Annotated in this window: 16 protein-coding genes; 6 read left to right on the top strand and 10 right to left on the bottom strand. The window is 61.7% G+C overall.

Annotated features, from left to right (window positions below; genetic code table 11):
- Window positions 1–4 precede the first annotated feature (4 nt).
- Together lpxH and GIW02_RS20800 are read right to left on the bottom strand one after the other, a co-directional pair.
- A complete protein-coding gene (lpxH, locus tag GIW02_RS20805; RefSeq protein ID WP_236418750.1) occupies window positions 5–754 on the bottom strand; it encodes a UDP-2,3-diacylglucosamine diphosphatase in 750 nt (249 codons plus the stop codon).
- Window positions 751–1,254, bottom strand: a complete 504-nt coding sequence (locus tag GIW02_RS20800) for a peptidylprolyl isomerase (RefSeq protein WP_236418749.1) — start codon at window positions 1,252–1,254, stop codon at window positions 751–753. The genes lpxH and GIW02_RS20800 overlap by 4 nt, the downstream gene beginning before the upstream one ends.
- A 261-nt stretch (window positions 1,255–1,515) precedes the next feature.
- Between GIW02_RS20800 and GIW02_RS20795 the strand changes: the two genes are divergently transcribed.
- Together GIW02_RS20795 and cysS are read left to right on the top strand one after the other, a co-directional pair.
- On the top strand, window positions 1,516–3,216 hold the full coding sequence (locus GIW02_RS20795; RefSeq protein ID WP_236418748.1) for a glutamine--tRNA ligase/YqeY domain fusion protein: 1,701 nt from the start codon (window positions 1,516–1,518) through the stop codon (window positions 3,214–3,216).
- Window positions 3,217–3,234: 18 nt separating this feature from the next.
- Window positions 3,235–4,623, top strand: coding sequence for a cysteine--tRNA ligase (gene cysS, locus GIW02_RS20790; RefSeq protein WP_236422030.1), 1,389 nt, complete (start codon window positions 3,235–3,237; stop codon window positions 4,621–4,623).
- Window positions 4,624–4,709: 86 nt separating this feature from the next.
- Here cysS and GIW02_RS20785 read toward each other — a convergent pair whose 3' ends face one another.
- From GIW02_RS20785 to GIW02_RS20750, 8 genes are all read right to left on the bottom strand, one after another.
- The gene (locus GIW02_RS20785) at window positions 4,710–7,127 is read right to left on the bottom strand and encodes a dermonecrotic toxin domain-containing protein (protein WP_236422029.1); all 2,418 of its coding nucleotides are present in this window, start codon (window positions 7,125–7,127) and stop codon (window positions 4,710–4,712) included.
- A gap of 354 nt (window positions 7,128–7,481) precedes the next feature.
- A complete protein-coding gene (locus tag GIW02_RS20780; RefSeq protein ID WP_028616866.1) occupies window positions 7,482–7,820 on the bottom strand; it encodes a Na+/H+ antiporter subunit G in 339 nt (112 codons plus the stop codon).
- Complete coding sequence (locus tag GIW02_RS20775; RefSeq protein WP_003211751.1) at window positions 7,817–8,095, bottom strand: K+/H+ antiporter subunit F; 279 nt, start codon at window positions 8,093–8,095, stop codon at window positions 7,817–7,819. Before GIW02_RS20775 ends, GIW02_RS20780 begins: the two co-directional genes overlap by 4 nt.
- Window positions 8,092–8,580 carry a Na+/H+ antiporter subunit E gene (locus tag GIW02_RS20770; RefSeq protein WP_236417907.1) on the bottom strand — a complete coding sequence of 163 codons (489 nt, stop codon included), beginning with the start codon at window positions 8,578–8,580 and terminating at the stop codon, window positions 8,092–8,094. Before GIW02_RS20770 ends, GIW02_RS20775 begins: the two co-directional genes overlap by 4 nt.
- The gene (locus GIW02_RS20765; RefSeq protein WP_236417909.1) at window positions 8,577–10,259 is read right to left on the bottom strand and encodes a monovalent cation/H+ antiporter subunit D; all 1,683 of its coding nucleotides are present in this window, start codon (window positions 10,257–10,259) and stop codon (window positions 8,577–8,579) included. Before GIW02_RS20765 ends, GIW02_RS20770 begins: the two co-directional genes overlap by 4 nt.
- Window positions 10,256–10,600 carry a Na+/H+ antiporter subunit C gene (locus tag GIW02_RS20760; protein WP_003192163.1) on the bottom strand — a complete coding sequence of 115 codons (345 nt, stop codon included), beginning with the start codon at window positions 10,598–10,600 and terminating at the stop codon, window positions 10,256–10,258. Before GIW02_RS20760 ends, GIW02_RS20765 begins: the two co-directional genes overlap by 4 nt.
- On the bottom strand, window positions 10,600–13,521 hold the full coding sequence (locus GIW02_RS20755; protein ID WP_236422028.1) for a monovalent cation/H+ antiporter subunit A: 2,922 nt from the start codon (window positions 13,519–13,521) through the stop codon (window positions 10,600–10,602). The genes GIW02_RS20760 and GIW02_RS20755 overlap by 1 nt, the downstream gene beginning before the upstream one ends.
- Window positions 13,522–13,765: 244 nt before the next feature.
- Window positions 13,766–14,695 carry a DMT family transporter gene (locus GIW02_RS20750; RefSeq protein ID WP_236417918.1) on the bottom strand — a complete coding sequence of 310 codons (930 nt, stop codon included), beginning with the start codon at window positions 14,693–14,695 and terminating at the stop codon, window positions 13,766–13,768.
- Between the two features lie 92 nt (window positions 14,696–14,787).
- Here GIW02_RS20750 and GIW02_RS20745 point away from each other — a divergent pair, with 92 nt between their 5' ends.
- The 4 genes from GIW02_RS20745 to GIW02_RS20730 all read left to right on the top strand — a co-directional run bounded on the left by GIW02_RS20745 (window position 14,788) and on the right by GIW02_RS20730 (window position 18,474).
- Complete coding sequence (locus tag GIW02_RS20745; RefSeq protein ID WP_236417920.1) at window positions 14,788–15,351, top strand: XRE family transcriptional regulator; 564 nt, start codon at window positions 14,788–14,790, stop codon at window positions 15,349–15,351.
- 154 nt (window positions 15,352–15,505) lie between these two features.
- Entirely contained in the window at window positions 15,506–16,702 is a 1,197-nt protein-coding gene (locus tag GIW02_RS20740; protein ID WP_236417923.1) for an SfnB family sulfur acquisition oxidoreductase, read from the top strand.
- A gap of 12 nt (window positions 16,703–16,714) precedes the next feature.
- On the top strand, window positions 16,715–17,041 hold the full coding sequence (locus GIW02_RS20735) for an acyl-CoA dehydrogenase (protein ID WP_236417925.1): 327 nt from the start codon (window positions 16,715–16,717) through the stop codon (window positions 17,039–17,041).
- On the top strand, window positions 17,041–18,474 hold the full coding sequence (locus GIW02_RS20730; protein ID WP_236417927.1) for an LLM class flavin-dependent oxidoreductase: 1,434 nt from the start codon (window positions 17,041–17,043) through the stop codon (window positions 18,472–18,474). Before GIW02_RS20735 ends, GIW02_RS20730 begins: the two co-directional genes overlap by 1 nt.
- Window positions 18,475–18,835 lie beyond the last annotated feature (361 nt).

Below are 18,835 nucleotides of genomic sequence, written 5' to 3'. Positions count from 1 at the left end.
GGTCTTAGGCGCCAGGCAACGCCAACTGCGGATTGACGAAGTCAAACGCCGCCAACTGAAACCCTTGCTCATCCACCTGCAGCGCCCAGCCCTGTTTGTCCCAATCCCCCAGCACAATGCGCTTGGCCGCCAGGTCGCCGATCTGCAACTTGTGGATCGCCGGGCGGTGCGTATGGCCGTGAACCAGGGTGCGCACGCCGAATTGCTGCATCACCCGCGGTACTTCCTCGGGCGTCACATCGACAATGTCGTTGGCTTTCATGCGGGTTTGCGCGCGGCTTTCACTGCGCAGCTTGCGCGCCAGCGCGTGCCGGGTGCGCAACGGCAGGTGCCGCAGGATGAACAGCACCATCGGGTTACGCAGGATGCGCCGCAGCTTCATATAGCCAAGGTCGCGGGTGCAGAGGCTGTCGCCGTGCATCAATAGCACGGGCTCGCCCTGCAACTGCACGACACTCGGGTCCTTGAGCAAGGTGGCACCTGCCGCTTTGCAGAACGCCTTGCCGATCAGGAAATCCCGGTTGCCGTGCATGATGAAAATCGCGGTGCCGCTGTCGCTCAGCTCACGCAGAGCCTCGCCAATGGAGCGCTGGAAGGGCGTCATCCCATCGTCGCCAATCCAGGCTTCAAAGAAGTCCCCCAGAATGTACAACGCCTGGGCGCCTCGGGCGCGACCGTGGAGCAGATCCAGAAACGCCCGGGTAATGTCCGGGCGCTCCTCTTCCAGATGCAAATCTGAAATCAGCAATATCACCCAACGATCTCGGCTTTTTCGACGATAACGTCTTCTGCCGGTACGTCCTGGTGGCCTGCTTTGCTGGTGGTCTGCACGCCTTTGATCTTGTCGACGACGTCCTGGCCTTCGGTGACTTTACCGAATACCGCGTAGCCCCAACCCTGCACGTTCTTGCCGCTGTGGTTCAGGAAGGCGTTGTCGGCGACGTTGATGAAGAACTGCGCGGAGGCCGAATGCGGCTCCATGGTACGGGCCATGGCGACGGTGTACTTGTCGTTGGAAAGGCCGTTGTCCGCTTCGTTCTGGATGCTTGGGCGCTTGTCTTTCTTTTCTTTCATGCCAGGCTCGAAACCGCCGCCCTGGACCATGAAGTTGCCGATGACACGGTGGAAAACGGTGTTTTCGTAGTGGCCGGCGTTCACGTACTCGATGAAGTTGGCGACGGTGATCGGCGCTTTCTCGGCGTTCAGCTCGATGACGATGTCACCGTGGTTGGTGGTCAGTTTGACTTGAGTCATGTTCACTACTCTTTTCAGGGAATTCGTGGGTTTGGACGCCCGGGGCGCCTTACCTGTCTGGCTAAACGGCGGCCAGGGCGCGCAGTTTAGCGTGCCCGGCAGGAATTTCGAGGTGGTTTTTTACCGCGCTCGTCATTAAAGCAGTAATTAAAGCAGCAGTTTTTGGTCGTAGCCTGTCAGTGTCTTGACTGCTTCGGCTATTATGAGCCCTTTGTTTTATCTGGCCCCACCCGGCCACGAACCTGTCTGTTCAAGGATCCTATGAGCAAGCCCACTGTCGACCCTACCTCGAATTCCAAGGCCGGACCTGCCGTCCCGGTCAATTTCCTGCGCCCGATCATCCAGGCGGACCTGGATTCGGGCAAGCACACGCAGATCGTCACCCGCTTCCCGCCAGAGCCCAACGGCTACCTGCACATCGGTCACGCCAAGTCGATCTGTGTGAACTTCGGCCTGGCCCAGGAGTTCGGTGGCGTCACGCACCTGCGTTTCGACGACACCAACCCGGCCAAGGAAGACCAGGAATACATCGACGCCATCGAAAGCGACATCAAGTGGCTGGGCTTTGAATGGTCCGGTGAAGTGCGCTATGCCTCCAAGTATTTCGACCAGTTGTTCGACTGGGCGGTCGAGCTGATCAAGGCCGGCAAGGCCTACGTTGATGACCTGAGCCCGGAACAGGCCAAGGAATACCGTGGCACGCTGACCGAGCCGGGCAAGAACAGCCCGTTCCGCGACCGTTCGGTCGAAGAGAACCTCGACTGGTTCGCCCGCATGCGCGCCGGTGAGTTCCCGGACGGCGCCCGCGTGCTGCGCGCCAAGATCGACATGGCCTCGCCGAACATGAACCTGCGCGACCCGATCATGTACCGCATCCGCCACGCCCATCACCACCAGACCGGTGACAAGTGGTGCATCTACCCGAATTACGACTTCACCCATGGTCAGTCGGACGCCATCGAAGGCATCACTCACTCCATTTGCACCCTGGAGTTCGAAAGCCATCGCCCGCTGTACGAATGGTTCCTCGACAGCCTGCCGGTACCGGCGCACCCGCGTCAGTACGAGTTCAGCCGCCTGAACCTGAACTACACCATCACCAGCAAGCGCAAACTCAAGCAACTGGTCGATGAAAAGCACGTGCAGGGCTGGGATGACCCGCGCATGTCCACCCTGTCGGGCTTCCGCCGTCGCGGCTACACCCCGGCGTCGATCCGTAACTTCTGCGACATGGTCGGCACCAACCGTTCCGACGGCGTGGTCGATTTCGGCATGCTCGAGTTCAGCATCCGCCAGGACCTCGACGCCAACGCCCCGCGCGCCATGTGCGTGTTGCGCCCGCTGAAGGTCGTGATTACCAACTATCCGGAAGACAAGGTCGACAACCTCGAGCTGCCGCGTCATCCGCAGAACGAAGCACTCGGCGTGCGCAAGCTGCCGTTCGCGCGTGAAATCTACATCGACCGTGATGACTTCATGGAAGAGCCGCCAAAAGGCTACAAGCGTCTGGAACCGAACGGCGAAGTACGCCTGCGCGGCAGCTACGTGATCCGTGCCGACGAAGCGATCAAGGACGCCGATGGCAATATCGTCGAACTGCGTTGCTCCTACGACCCGGAGACCCTCGGCAAGAACCCTGAAGGCCGCAAGGTCAAAGGCGTGATCCACTGGGTGCCGGCCGCGGCCAGCATCGAGTGCGAAGTGCGCCTGTACGATCGTCTGTTCCGCTCGCCGAACCCAGAGAAGGCTGAAGACAGCGCCAGTTTCCTCGACAACATCAACCCTGACTCCCTGCAAGTACTCACTGGTTGTCGTGCCGAGCCATCGCTTGGCGACGCACAGCCGGAAGACCGTTTCCAGTTCGAGCGCGAAGGTTACTTCTGCGCGGATATCAAGGACTCCAAACCTGGTCATCCGGTATTCAACCGTACCGTGACCTTGCGTGATTCGTGGGGCCAGTGATTCTCTAAGGAAGCCGTTGTGCTAACGATCTACAACACACTCAGCAAGACCAAAGAAGTCTTCAAGCCGCTGGATGGCAACAAGGTGCGCATGTACGTGTGCGGCATGACCGTGTACGACTACTGCCACATCGGCCACGGCCGCAGCATGGTTGCCTTCGACCTGGTGACCCGCTGGTTGCGTTTCAGCGGCTATGACTTGACCTATGTGCGCAACATCACCGACATCGACGACAAGATCATCAACCGCGCCAACGAAAACGGCGAGTCGTTCGACGCGCTGACCGAGCGCATGATCGCCGCGATGCACGAGGATGAGGCCCGCCTCAACATCCTCAAGCCGGACATGGAGCCGCGTGCCACGGACCACATCCCTGGCATGCACGCAATGATCCAGACCCTGATCGACAAGGGTTACGCCTACGCCCCGGGCAATGGCGACGTGTACTACCGCGTCGCCAAGTTCATGGGCTACGGCAAGCTGTCGCGCAAGAAAATCGAAGACCTGCGCATCGGCGCGCGTATCGAAGTCGACGAAGCCAAGCAGGACCCGCTCGACTTCGTGCTGTGGAAAGGCACCAAGCCGGGCGAGCCGAGCTGGGAGTCGCCCTGGGGCGCCGGGCGCCCGGGCTGGCACATCGAATGCTCGGTGATGTCCACCTGCTGCCTGGGCGACACCTTCGACATTCATGGCGGCGGCAGCGACCTCGAGTTCCCGCACCACGAAAACGAAATCGCCCAGAGCGAAGCCGCCACCGGCAAGACCTACGCCAACGCCTGGATGCACTGCGGCATGATCCGCATCAATGGCGAGAAGATGTCCAAGTCCTTGAACAACTTCTTCACCATCCGCGACGTGCTGGCAAAGTATCACCCGGAAGTCGTGCGTTACCTGCTGGTGTCCAGCCATTACCGCAGCGCAATCAACTACTCGGAAGACAACCTCAAGGACGCCAAGGGCGCCCTGGAGCGTTTCTACCACGCGTTGAAAGGCCTGCCGGCCGTGGCGCCTGCTGGCGGTGAAGCGTTCGTGGCACGCTTTACCGAAGTGATGAACGACGACTTTGGTACACCGGAAGCGTGCGCGGTGCTGTTCGAGATGGTGCGCGAGATCAACCGCCTGCGTGAGAGCGATCTCGACGCGGCGGCAGGCCTCGCGGCACGCTTGAAAGAACTGGCCAGCGTGCTGGGTGTATTGCAGATGGAAGCCGATGACTTCCTGCAAGCCGGCGCCGAAGGGCGTGTGGATGCGGCGCAAGTGGATGCGCTGATTCAGGCGCGTCTGGCAGCGCGTACCAACAAGGACTGGGCGGAATCTGACCGTATCCGTGACCAACTGACCGCGATGGGTGTGGTGTTGGAAGACGGGAAGGGTGGGACGACGTGGCGGTTGGCTGATCAGGCTTGATCGGTAAACGCTGAATGAAAAACGCCCCGACTGGTTCGGGGCGTTTTTTTTTTTGCTCGGGTTATGGATTCAATGTTATGTGCCTGCTACGCCTTCAACTGTTCGAGTTTTGCGGCCATAGCCTCCAGCGTTTCCCGTGCCCCGCTGATTTCGTGCCGCAGATCAAAAATGTTGTAGCGATCATTTGATCGTATCGGGTCGGTACCCACGTATTTTGCTGAGCCAAAGTCAACCGGATAAGCGGTGTTGGTGGCCGCGTCGTAGTGAATGTTGCGACTTTCCAGATCGTTATGTGCAATGCCGCTCTTCTCCAGTTTGGCCAACATTTTCAAAAGACTGTCGTTCAACCCTGATGGCAGGGGAGCGGGGGATTGCAGCAGGTCCTCCAAGGTTGCCCCTGGAATGTTGGGCATGCGTATATAGGAAATGGTGTTATCGGTATTGTTACCCAGGAACGTCGCAGCGTCTGATCCGTAGTACTGGTTGAATAGCTTCACCTCCAACTTCATGGCGGGAACTCGTTGCGCCGCTGGCAGTGGATAGCTCGCTTTGATTACGTAGGCGGGATCACTCGCGTCGGTGTAAACGATTGCTCGAGAGCCGAACCCGACGGGGTCTCCCAATGTGACGTCTGCTACCTCCTCCACTTGGGGGTTGCCGCCTTTGACGCCCCTCAAGCGCCATACACCGCTCTCGTCCGGGCGGGCGATTTTGCCGCTGCTGACCAGTTGGGTGGGGTCCTCAGGGTCGGGTATTCTCAAGACAAAGTGTTGCCCATCACCGGCGTCCGGCACGCGAGCTACGAAATATTTTTTTCCATTGAAGTTGATTGTTTTTGCGCCCGACCGTTCCAGGCGAATGTTCGGACCTGCCGACAGGACGGGGGAAATTTCGTTGCTGAGAGGTTCCAGTTCTGGTGGAGCAAATGAATCCTCGACCTCTGCGCCGGCACCGGCCGCCGCAGAGAACAGGGTCGTGAGAACACCCTCAAAGGCTTCTGAGCTGCCGTCACTGCGCTCTGCGCGATTGTCGCCCTCGAGGGCTTTTTGCGTTCCGAGCGTGGCTTGAGCGACGGCACCTATACCTGTCGCTATTGCAGCAGGTGCGCCGAGCGGCGCGAGCCCGGCGGCAATTCGCACGCCGGCAGAAATATCATTCAACCAGGTATCGCGCGTGACTTCGCTGTTGGATTTGATTGCGATATCGGCGTCGCTGCTCATGCGCTGCCGGGTCTGGTCGCGAATATAGGTAAAGACATCGCCGTGGATGCTGATATTGGCGCGATCAATGGTGATGCCTTCCTCGTTGTCCCAGCCTCCGTTACCCAAATGCTCGAGCGCGGATTCGACGCCATATTTGCCGAACGCGCCGCCATCTTGCCGGTTATACAGGGAAAAATGCGAGGCCAGGGCTTTACGCTTTTCCGGATCCCTGGACTGCTCAACGATCCAGTCGTCCATTCTTTCCAGCGATGAAAAGCGCAGGAACGCCGGTGATGCGCCGGGTATATAGAGGATCTGGATGCCATCGCGGCGGCCATTGCTAAAAAGGTATTGGCCATCGTCCTGGGCCGTGAACCGAATGATGTCGCTCGCGCCCCAGCCATTGATGTCCAGGGCATGCGCGCGAACCTGTCCTTTAGCGGGCGTCTGGGTCTCCAGCTGGGCCAGCGACAGGGGCGCTTTTTCGTCGACGGGAATGTTGGAGACCGCTTTCATGAGGATTCGATAGTCATCGCGGGTCAAGCGCTGCTCTTCAGGCATCCCCTGTCGCTGGGTGGGCGTTGCGTTTTCGCAGGTGATGAGTTGCTGGCGCGCCAGGGCGATAAATTGGCCTTTCGCAACGGTGCGGTAGTCCTTTCCATGTTTCTGCCAGAAAGCCTCCATTTTTTGGGTGAAGGCCCCCTGGAAGTCGGTTTTCCAGGCCGAATGCATCAGCTTCGACGGTGCCAGCGGGAATTCATTGTGGGCGCCATAACCGCCTTTAGTACCCAGACCTGCGCCTTGGGTGTACAGGCCGGCCCTTGAGTCGAGTTCTCCGGGGTTCCAGTCATGTTCGCCGAAGTTGCTCAACAGCGCTTGGGCGACGGTTTGCGAACGATAGGGCTCTTCGTCGAGATGATCCCAGCCGGTTTGTGTATGGGTGTCTGGCCCCGACTGGCCGCTCTTGAATCGATTCAAATAGATGCTGCTGGAGTCGACCTCCTGGCCAGTGAGCTTCTTGAGTTCGCCATCGGCCCATCGTTTTGCTTCTGTGTAAACGTCTGGATAGTCTTTTGCCAGATCCTTCGACAGCTGCTTATAGGCCTGCAAGGCCACTGTGCCGGGCACGTGCGCAGGGGGTAGGGGGTTAGCCAGACGGCTGTAGGGCGGGTTGCGGCGCTGTGCAGAGAACGGCTCGGACCTTGAGGCCACGGTCGGTTCTTGTTGCATCGGTGCAGAGGACGGGGGCTCAAATGACGGGGGGTTGAGCACTATGCTGTATTGGACTGAATGGGCTTTCATCGATGGGCTACCTGGCGCAAGGAGAAGTTGCTGCGTAGCATTTTTCAGCAGACTGCAAAAAATGCCGTCAGCACCCGTGAGTGATTGACCGGCGCTACGCAGGGCGCTGCATCGACAACTCTGCAGAAGAGAGTGGGAAAGGAATGCAAGGCGTATCTGGCGGTTCGATAGGGCTTTTCACCTGCTCGTGCGCGAAAGCGTGCAAACAGGCGAAGCGAGTGGCGTGGGCAGTGGCGAAGCGGTTTCAGCGTTTATCGGCCATTCCCGCCACAACTGCCCTGGGTAGGCTCACGGGAGGACGGCCAGCATCATCGCAGGCAAGCCCCACCGTTTTTATCGAAGCCTCTCAAGGGCTCAGCGGCGGCTGCTGACCTCAGCCGGTACGTCATCACCGGCCATGCGCTTGCGGAACAACGCCGTGCGCGCCAGCAGCAAGGTGGTCACCGGCACGGTGATCGACAGCAAAATCGGAATCAACCACCCGTGCAGTACCGGGCCGGACTTGAGCACCGAAAAATAGATGATCGACGCCAGTGCCACGCACCACGCGCCCAGCGTCGAGGCGAGTGCTGGCGGGTGCATGCGCTGGAAGAAGTCCTTCATGCGCAGCAAGCCGATCGCGCCAATCAAGGCAAACACGCTGCTCAACACCAGCAGCACCGCGACGACGATTTCCATCCATAACGGCATCATTCAATCACCTCCCCACGCAGCAGGAATTTCGCCAGGGCAAACGAGCCGACGAAGCCGAACAGCGCAATCAGCAGCGCCGCTTCAAAGTAGGTGTCACTGGCATAACGAATGCCGAGTACCAGCATCATCAGCATCGCCAGGATGTACAGGTAGTCCAGCGCCAGGACCCGGTCCTGGGCTGACGGGCCTTTGAACAGGCGGACCAGCGTCAGCACCATGGCCAGGGAAAACAGGAACAGGCTGAACAGGATCGCATTGGAGAGCAGGGCGCTCATTCGAAGATCTCCATCAGGGGCCGCTCGTAGGCGGTTTTGAAGTGCTCGATAAACGCCGCCTCATCTTCCAGGTCGAACACGTGCAACAACAGGATGCTGCGGTCCAGCGCCAGTTCCGACCAGATGGTGCCGGGCACCACGGTGGTGATCATCGACAGTGCGGCCAGACCGTTGGCGTCGCGCAGGTCCAGGGGGATTTTGATAAAGCACGAACGCGGCGGGCGCGAGCCGCAGGTCAGCACGCCCCAAGCCACTTGCAGGTTGGAGACGATCACATCGCGGCCCACCAGGAAAAACAGGCGGATGATCACGCCGGGGCGACGGATGCGGATCGGCAAGGGGCGCAACGGCGCCATCAACAGCGGCGCGAGAAAGCCCAGCAGCGCGCCAAGCAACAGGTTGCCCGGGCTCACTGACAGGTTCAGCACCAGCCACAACATCCACAACGCGAGGGACAACCACGGGGCAGGGAACACGCGCTTCATGGTTGCACCTCCTGCGCGGTCACCTTGGCTTCAGGGCTGGGCACCGGGCGCGTGGCCATCACCGCCATCACGTAGCTTTCGGGGTTGTTCAGGCTCTTGGCGGTGGCCAGGGTGTAACGCATCAACGGCTCGGCCTTGAAGGTCAGGGCGATACTCAGGCCCAGCAGGAAGAAGATCGGTACACACTCATAGCGCCGCAACAACGGCGATGGGCGTTCTTCCGGGGTCCAGAAACGCTGGATGCCGAGGCGGGCGAAGGCGATCAGCGAGGCCAGCCCGGACAGGATCAGCAGCGCCACCAGGCCCCAGGCGGCCGGGCGGATCGGTTCATCGACAGCGTTGCCCAAGCCCAGCGGGTTGACCAGCGCGCTCAACAGGCTGAGCTTGCCGATAAACCCGGACAGCGGCGGCATCCCGATAATCAGCAGCGCACAGGCGACAAAGCTCAAGCCCAGGAACGCCATGGTCCAGGGGATCACCTGGCCGACCACGGCTTTTTGCTCGTCATCCAGGTTCACCCCCGGACGTGGGTGCAGGGACTCCATGGCTTTGGGCAGTGCGTCGATTTCCTCATCCAGCGGCAGGTCGTTGGCCGAGCGCGAACGCTCGATCAGCTCGGCCAGCAGGAACAGCGCACTCAATGCCAGGGTAGAGCTGACCAGATAGAACAGCGCCCCGGCGGTCAGGCTCGGTTGGGCAAACCCCACCGCCGACAGCAAGATCCCGGCCGACACCAGAATGCTCAAGCTCGCCATACGTTCCAGGCGTTGCGCCGCCACCATCGCCAGCGCCGCGCAGATGATGGTCGCCATGCCGCCATACACCAGCCAGTCGCCGCCAAACAGTGCCGAGGCACCGGCCTGGCCGGAGAACAGCAGGGTCCACAGGCGCAATACGGTGTACACGCCGACCTTGGTCATGATCGCAAACATCGCCGCCACCGGCGCACTGGCCGAGGAGTAGGCGGGCGCCAGCCAGAAGTTCAGCGGCCACATGCCGGCCTTGGCCAGGAATGCGGTGGCGAGGATCGCTGCACCGGCGTGCAGCAGGCCGCGATCGGCCTCTGGCACCAGCGGGATTTTCAGCGCCAGGTCGGCGAAGTTCAGCGTGCCGGTGACGCCGTAGATCATCGCGGCGCCGATCAGGAACAGCGACGACGCCAGCAGGTTGATCGCAATGTAATGCAGCCCCGAGGACACCCGCGCACGGCCCGAGCCGTGCAGCATCAGGCCGTAGGAGGCGGCCAGCAGCACCTCGAAGAATACGAACAGGTTGAACAGGTCGGCGGTCAGGAACGCGCCGTACAAGCCCATCATCTGCACCTGGAACAGCGCGTGGAAGCTGGTGCCGGCGCGGTCCCAACGGGCCATGGCGAACAGCAGCGCACTGACGCCGATGATCCCGGTCAGCACCAGCATCAGTGCCGAAAGCTGGTCGACCACCAGCACGATGCCGAACGGCACCTGCCAGTTGCCCGGCAGGTACACCCCAATCGAGCCGGGGCCGCCTTTTTGCGTCCAGTACAGCAGCAGGATCGCGATGCCCAGGCCGATGGCGCTGGAAAACAGATTGATCTTGGCCTTCAGCGGGCGGCGTTTTTCCCCGAGCATCAGCATCAATGCGGCGGTGAGCAACGGCAGCAGGATCGGCGCGACGATCAGTTGATTCACCCAATTCATTCCTTGGGCTCCCGGCCGTCAACATGGTCGGTGCCGGTCAGGCCCCGTGACGCCAGCAGCACCACCAGAAACAGGGCGGTCATCGCGAAGCTGATCACGATGGCCGTCAGCACCAGGGCCTGGGGGAGCGGGTCGGTGTAGTTGAGCAGGTCTTGCGGCACGCCGTCCTTGATGATCGGCTCCTTGCCGATAAACAGGCTGCCCATGCTGAAAATGAACAGGTTGACCCCATACGACAGCAGGCACAGGCCCATCACCACCTGGAACGTCCGTGGCCGCAGGATCAACCAGACGCCGGAGGCCGCCAGGACCCCAATGGCAATTGCAATGACTTCTTCCATCAGGCGGCTCCTTCCGTTGCGGCAACCACTTTGGCCTGGTTGCTCGGTTTGTGCGCGCGCACGGATTGGTGACCGAGGGCGGTGAGCATCAGCAGCGTCGAGCCGACGACCATGGCGTACACGCCGACGTCGAAGAACAAGGCGCTGGCGATGTGAATGTCGCCCAACAGCGGCAGGCTCAAATGCCAGGTGTGGGTGGTGAGGAACGGGTACCCGGCAAACAAGGCGCCGAGCCCGGTCAGCGTCGCCGAGAACAACCCGAAGCCCATCCAGCGCATCGGCCGCAGGCTCATCTGTGCCTCGACCCACTGCGTACCCGCGACCATGTACTGCAGGATAAACGCCACCGACATCACCAGCCCGGCGACAAACCCGCCGCCCGGCTGATTGTGGCCGCGCATGAACAGGTAGAACGACACCACCAGCGCAATCGGCAGCAACAGGCGCACCAGCACCGCCGGCACCATCATGAAGCCCAGGGCGGTGTCGCTGGCTTGGCGTGGGTTGACCAGATCGGTGGCCACGTCCGGTGCCAACTGGCGTTGTTGTGCGGGCAGTTGCATGCTTTCTTTGGACGGGCGGAAGCGCCGCAGCAGGGCGTACACCGTCAGCGCCACCGCGCCGAGTACGGTGATTTCACCCAGGGTATCGAAGCCACGGAAGTCCACCAGCATCACGTTCACCACATTGCTGCCGCCGCCTTCGGGCAGGGCGCGGCTGAGGTAGAACGAGGAGATATCGTTGGGCGTCTGGCGGGTCAGCATCGCGTAGGACAGCAGCGCCATGCCGCCGCCCACCACGGTGGACAGCAGGAAGTCACGCAGGCGGCGGATGCGCGCCTTGCGCAGCGAACTCGGCAGTGGCGACACCTCTTCGATCCGCCGTGGCAGCCAGCGCAGGCCGAGCAAAATCAGCACCGTGGTGACGACTTCTACGACCAGTTGCGTCAGCGCCAGGTCCGGCGCCGAGAACCACACAAAGGTCACGCAGGTCATCAGACCGCACACGCTGACCATGGTCAGGGCCGCCAGCCGGTGGTACTTGGCCTGCCAGGCGGCGCCGAGTGCGCAGGCAATCGCCAGCAGCCACAGGGTGACGAACACGATGGAACCGGGGATTTTCGGGCGGTCGCCCCAACTGAGGCCGCTGTTGAGCATCGGGATCATGCCCGCGATCACCGCCGCCAGCACCAGCAGGAACAGCTGGGTCTGCAGGCGTTTGGTGCTGATGCGTTTCTCGATCTTGCGCACGCCGCGCATCATCACTACCAGGCTGCGCTCGAAACCGCGTTTGCCATTGAAGTAGCTGATAACCGGCGGGTACTTGAAGCGGCCGCGCTTGAGCTGCTTGCGCAGCAACAGGTAGAGCACCACACCGCCGGACATGGCCACCAGGCTCATGATCATCGGCGCGTTCCAGCCGTGCCAGATCGCCAGGCTGTACTCCGGCAGCACGCCGCCTACCACCGGCAGGGCGGCGGCGGCGAGGATCGAGCCGACCACCTGGGCCGGGAAGATACCCACCAGCAGGCAGGTGAACACCAACAACTCCACCGGGGCGCGCATCCAGCGCGGCGGTTCGTGAGGCGTGTGCGGCAGGTTGGTGGCGGGTGGGCCGAAGAACACATCCACGGTAAAGCGCAGTGCATACGCCACGCTGAAGGTGCCTGCAATGGTCGCGATCAGCGGCAGGGCGATCTCCACCCATTGGGTCGACGAGATAAACACGGTTTCGGCGAAGAACATCTCTTTGGACAGGAAGCCATTGAGCAACGGCACGCCCGCCATCGACGCACTGGCCACCATCGCCAGCGTCGCGGTAAACGGGATAAGGCGCACCAACCCGCTGAGCTTGCGGATATCCCGCGTGCCGCTTTCGTGGTCGATGATGCCCGCCGCCATGAACAGCGAGGCCTTGAACGTGGCGTGGTTGAGAATGTGGAACACCGCTGCGACGGCGGCCAGCGGGCTGTTGAGGCCCAACAGCAGTGTGATCAGCCCCAAGTGGCTGATGGTGGAGTAGGCCAGCAGGCCCTTGAGATCGTTCTGGAACATGGCGCAGTAAGCGCCGAGGAGGAGGGTCAGGGCGCCGGCACCGCCGACGATCCAGAACCATTCTTCGCTGCCGGACAGCGACGGCCACAAGCGGGCCAGCAGGAACACGCCGGCCTTCACCATCGTTGCCGAGTGCAGATAGGCTGAAACCGGGGTCGGTGCCGCCATGGCGTGAGGCAGCCAGAAGTGGAAGGGGAACTGTGCGCTTTTGCTCAAGGCGCCGATCAGCACCAGGGCCAGCATGACCGGGTACAGCGAATGCGCACGAATCTGATCGCCCGCCGCCAGTACCAGGTCCAGGTCATAGCTGCCGACGATATGCCCCAACAGCATCACGCCCGCCAGCAGGCACAAGCCGCCGGCGCCGGTGACCATCAGCGCCATATAGGCGCCGCGACGTGCGTCGGCGCGGTGGTGCCAGTAGCCGATCAGCAGGAACGAGAACAGGCTGGTCAGCTCCCAGAAGAACACGATCTGTATCAGGTTGCCGGAGATCACCAGGCCGAGCATGGCGCCCATGAAGGCCAGGAAAAACGCGAAGAAGCGCGGCACCGGGTCGTCCGGCGACATGTAATAACGCGCGTACAGCGACACCAGCGTGCCGATGCCCAGCACCAGCATCGAGAACAGCCAGGCAAACCCGTCCATACGCAACACGAAGTTCAGCCCGAGGCTGGGCAACCACATGAATTCTTCGCGGATCACGCCACCGTGGGCGATCTGGGGGTACAGCAGGGCGACTTGAAGAGTGCCGACCAGGGCCACAAGGCCGGCCAGCAGGGATTCGGTGTTACGTGCGTTATGCGGCAGCAGGGCCGCCAGACAGCTGCCAATGAATGGCAGAAGCAGTAGAACTATCAGGGACATAGGCTTCTAATCTGCGGGAGTTTGGGATGCATCATACGTGCCGCTTTCTCGATCACCAAACGGCAAGATGTGGCAGGATCCTACAAGGTAGGACGAAACGGCTGATTTAGCATTGTTTCCAGGCGCCACTTTCCACGTGTGGGAGCGGGCTTGCTCGCGAAAGCAGTGGGTCAGCCGACACCGATGTTGAATGTCAGCCTGCATTCGCGAGCAAGCCCGCTCCCACATTTGACCGCGTCGGGGGTTAGCCCTGTCGCTCTTGCTCCAGTTCTGCTTCCAACGCCAGCGCCTTCTGCCCCTTGGTCTTCATCTCGCTGACAATCACCGCCGCCACAATCAACGCGGCCCCCAGCATCGCAATCGGCGGGAAGCGTTCCCCCGCAATTCGCCCCACCACGCCCGCCCACACCGGCTCACCGGCATAAATCAATGTGGCGCGCGTCGGCGAAACACTCTGCTGCGCCCAGTTCATGGCCACCTGGATGACCGCGCTGGTCAAGCCCAGGCCCACCGCGCTGAACAGCAGCAACCATGAAAAGCCCGGCAGCGCCTCGCCCATCGGCACCACCATCAGGAACGACAACAACGACGCCGTGGCCAGTTGCACCACGGTCACCCGGCGCACATCCACTTGGCCGGCAAACGCGCTGATCAGGATGATTTCGGCGGCAATCGCCACAGCGCCGATCAAGGTGGCGATTTCACCGGGGCTGAAATTCAGCGAAGCGCCGGCGGGCCCGGTCAGCAGCATCAACCCGGCAAACGCGAGCATGATGCCGATGCTCGGCATCAACCCCGGGCGACGGCCCAGCACCAACCATTGCAGCAATGGCACGAACGGCACGTAAAGCGCGGTGATAAACGCCGACTGGCTGCTGAGGATGGTTTGCAGGCCGATGGTCTGCAAGCCGTAGCCAAACATGATCGCCACGCCGATAAACACCCCGGCCTTCAGCTCGAACAGGGTCAGGTCCCGCAGCGTGCGCACTGAGAAGAAGCCGACCACGATGGCCGCGGCAGCAAAGCGCAGGCCGACGAAAAACATCGGCCCGCTGACGGTCATCGCGTGCTGCACCAGCAAAAACGTGCCGCCCCAGATCATGGTGATCACCACCAGAATGCATTCGGCTTTGCTGAAACGGTTGAAACGGGAGGAAGCGTTCGGGGTGGTCATGGCGGCTCGGTCTTGCAAGGGAAGGGTACGGACCGCACAATGCGCCGCACGCTGGGCAGTATACTGCGCACACCTACTCATTGAGCAATATAGTGCACAAAGAAAATCCACAACGGGCCTCGGTCCTGCAGCACGTCAGCCAGAATGTCCGTCGTCTGCGGCATGCTGCCGACTTGAGCCAGACCGCGCTATCGGAGAAATCCGGGGTCAGCCGGCGCATGCTGGTGGCCATCGAGGCAGGCGAGAAGAACGTCAGCCTGTCCACCCTCGACCGCGTGGCCGAAGCGCTGGAGGTGGCCTTCAGTGACCTGATCCAGGCCCCGGACGCGCCCGATCACAGCCGCATCAACGAGTTGGCCTGGGCCGGTGATATTGCCGGGAGCAAGGCCGTGTTGCTGGCCAAGGCCACCGCACGGCGTGAAGTCGAGTTGTGGGAAATGCGCCTGGAGCCGGGCGATCGCTACAGCCCGGACCCCGACCCGGACGGCTGGAGCGTGCAGCTGTTTGTGTTCGAAGGCTGCCTCACGCTGCGCGTGGGGGATGAAGAAAAACCCGTCGCCGCCGGTGAGTTCTATATGTTCGCCAGTGGCCAGGCCCACGCCTACCGCAACGACGGCGAGGTGGCGGTGCGCTTTGTGCGCAACGTGGTCATCTAAGTGTCTGCCAGGCAACAGTGGATGCACACTTTGCTGGTTTAAGTTGCGGTCAAACCCGTTAAATCAGCAGCAAAGTCCTGATTTTATTAGCGATTAAAATCAGGCACGACTCCTGCAATCACTCCGGTATCCCCTCGGAGCCTGGAGTCGGCCCATGTCAGCCCACCCTCAACACCCTGCCCATATCATCCGCTCGGACGCGGAAGCCATCGAGGTCGCCACGCGCCTGGCCGCACGCTTTGCGGTCGATGCCAGCGTGCGCGACCGCGAGCGCCGCCTGCCGGTCGCCGAGCTTGACGAGTTTTCCGCCAGTGGCCTGTGGGGCATCACCGTGCCCAAGGCCTATGGCGGCGCCGAGGTGTCCTATGTGACGGTGGCCGAGGTGATCAAGTTGATCTCCGCCGCCGACCCTTCGCTGGGGCAGATCCCACAGAACCACCTCGGCGTGGTGGACATCCTGCTGCAAACCGCCAGCGAGGAACAAAAGCGGCACTATTTCGGCAAAGTGTTGGCCGGCTACCGTTTCGGTAATGCCTTCTCCGAAGCCAAAAGCAAAAACGCCGGTACCTTCGACACCCAGATCCGCTTCCACGGCGACACTGCGCAAATCAACGGCGAGAAGTTCTACTGCACCGGCGCGCTGTTTGCCCACCTGGTGCCCACGGTCGGTAACAACGAACACGGCGAGGCGTTTATTGCCTTTGTTGAGCGCGACGCGCCGGGTCTCAGCGTAATCGACAGCTGGGACGGCTTCGGCCAGCGCACCACCGCCAGCGGCGGGGTGACCCTCGACGGTGTGAGCGTGCCGCTGTCGGCCGTGATCCCCGCCCACCAGGCGTTTGACCAACCCACCGCCAACGGCCCGATTTCGCAGATTATCCAGGCCGCAGTCGACACCGGCATCGCCCTCGGCGCCCTCGAGCAGGCGAAGATCCACGCCCGCCAGGCGCGCCCGTGGATCGATAGCCAGCAGGATCACGGCTGGCAAGACCCGTTCACCATCGCCGCCATCGGCGACCTGCAGTGGCGCGTGCACGGCACCCAAGCGATCCTCGCCAAGGCCGGCCTCGCAGTGGACCGCGCGCTGGCCGAGCCGAATGAAGACACCGTCGCCCACGCCTCGTTGGTTGTCGCCCAGGCCAAGGTGCTGTCGGCGGAAACCGCCTTGCTCGCCAGCAGCAAGCTTTTTGAGCTGGCCGGCACCCGCTCGGTCACCGGCAAGCACAACCTCGACCGCTTCTGGCGCAACGCGCGCACCCACACCCTGCACGACCCGGCCCGCTGGAAATACCACCTGATCGGCAACTTTGTGCTCAACGGCGTGAAGCCTGCGCGCCACGCCTGGAACTGAGGAGACTTGACCATGACTGCCCTGAATCAAGCCCGCCAATTGCTCGAAAGCACCCGGCGCCATGTCGCCAAAAGCGATGACCCCTATGTGATCAGCCGCTTCGGCGATTGGCAGATTCGCGTCGATGTCGCCGCCGCATTGCTGGAGCGCGCCGACACCCATCCAAGCCCGGTCGCGATCACCGAAGCGCAGATCGCTGCCGCCGAAGCCTTGCTCTTTGCCAGCAACACCGAGTTCGAACTCACCGGCCAACGCACCGCGCTGGCGCCGTCCCTGGACGACCCGTTGCGCTGGAAATACCAGGTTGTCGGCAACTACCACCTCAACGGAGTGTTTTGATGTCCCGTGAAATCCGCTTGAATGCCTTCGACATGAACTGCGTCGGCCACCAATCGCCTGGCCTGTGGGCGCACCCGCGTGATCGCTCGTGGCAGTACAAGGACCTGGAGTACTGGACCGACCTGGCGAAAATCCTTGAGCGCGGCAAGTTCGACGGCCTGTTTATCGCCGACGTACTGGGCATCTATGACGTGTACAACGGCAACGGCGACGCGGCGATTCGCCAGGCCACCCAAGTGCCGGTCAACGATCCGCTGTCGCTGATCGCGCCCATGGCGTTGGTCACCGAGCACCTGGGCTTTGGCCTCACGGCGTCGTTGTCGTTCGAGCATCCGTACCCGTTTGCGCGCCGGCTTTCGACCCTCGACCACCTGACCAAGGGCCGCGTCGGCTGGAATATCGTCACCTCCTACCTGGAAAGCGGCGCGAAGAACCTCGGCCAGAAAGCCCAGACCGAACACGACGCGCGTTACGACTACGCCGAGGAATACCTGCAGGTTTGCTACAAGCTCTGGGAAGGCAGCTGGGAGGAGGGCGCCGTGCTGCGTGATCGCGAGCGTCGGGTGTTCAGCGACCCGAGCAAGATCCACGAGATCCGCCATGTCGGCAAACACTTCCAGGTGCCCGGCATTCACCTCTGCGAGCCGTCGCCGCAACGCACGCCGGTGCTCTACCAGGCCGGTGCTTCAAGCCGTGGCAAGCAGTTCGCCGCCGAACAGGCCGAGTGTGTGTTCGTCGCCGCACCGTCCAAAGTGCTGCTGAAAAAGACCGTCGCCGACATCCGTCGGCGTGCCGCCGAGGCCGGGCGTGATCCCCGGAAAATCCTGATCTTCAACTTGCAGACTGTGATCGTTGGCGAAACCGATGCGAAGGCCAAAGCCAAGTTCGACGACTACAAATCCTATGTGAGCTACGAAGGCGCGATGGCGCTGATCTCCGGCTGGACCGGCATCGACTTCAGCCAGTTCAAGCCGGATGAACCGCTCAAGCACGTGCACACCAACGCGATTCAGTCGGCGGTGGAAGCCTTCTCCACGGCGGACCCGAACAAGGTCTGGACCCCGCATGAACTGGCTGACTGGGTGGGCATCGGCGGCTTTGGCCCGCTGTTTGTCGGCGGCCCGGAAACCGTCGCCGACTTGTTGCAGGAATGGGTTGAAGACACCGATGTGGACGGCTTCAACCTGGCCTACGCATTGACCCATGAAACCTTCATCGACGCCGTGGAGCTGCTGGTGCCGGAGTTGCAGAAGCGTGGCGTGTACAAGACCGAATACGCCCAGGGCACGTTGCGCGAGAAGCTGTTTGGTGACGGCGCACGGTTGGGCGCGAACCACCCAGGCGCCAGTTACCGCGACCTGTCTGCCCTGCACAACACCAATGAGGGAGGGGGCTTGCCCCCGATAGCGGTGGGTCAATCAAAGGTGTTCTAACTGAACCACCGCCATCGGGAGCAAGCCCCCTCCCACATTAGCCCCGTGTTGTCATGAATATCCCAGCCAGCGGACCACCGCACGCTTAACACCCCAATAGGAGCATTACCCTATGAGCGTGCACGAATTCAAACGCGACCTGTCTGCCCTACACCAAACCAATGTGGGAGGGGGCTTGCCCCCGATAGCGGTGGGTCAATCAAAGGTGTTCTAACTGAACCACCACCATCGGGGGCAAGCCCCCTCCCACATTAGCCCCGTGTTGTCATGAATATCCCAGCCAGCGGACCACCGCACGCTTAACACCCCAATAGGAGCATTACCCTATGAGCGTGCACGAATTCAAACGCGACCTGTCTGC

The sequence above is a fragment of the Pseudomonas syringae genome (assembly GCF_021606685.1).
Lineage (GTDB): Bacteria > Pseudomonadota > Gammaproteobacteria > Pseudomonadales > Pseudomonadaceae > Aquipseudomonas > Aquipseudomonas syringae_R.
The sequence above is the reverse complement of the archived record's forward strand: the minus strand, read 5'-3'. Positions and strand labels throughout refer to the sequence as shown.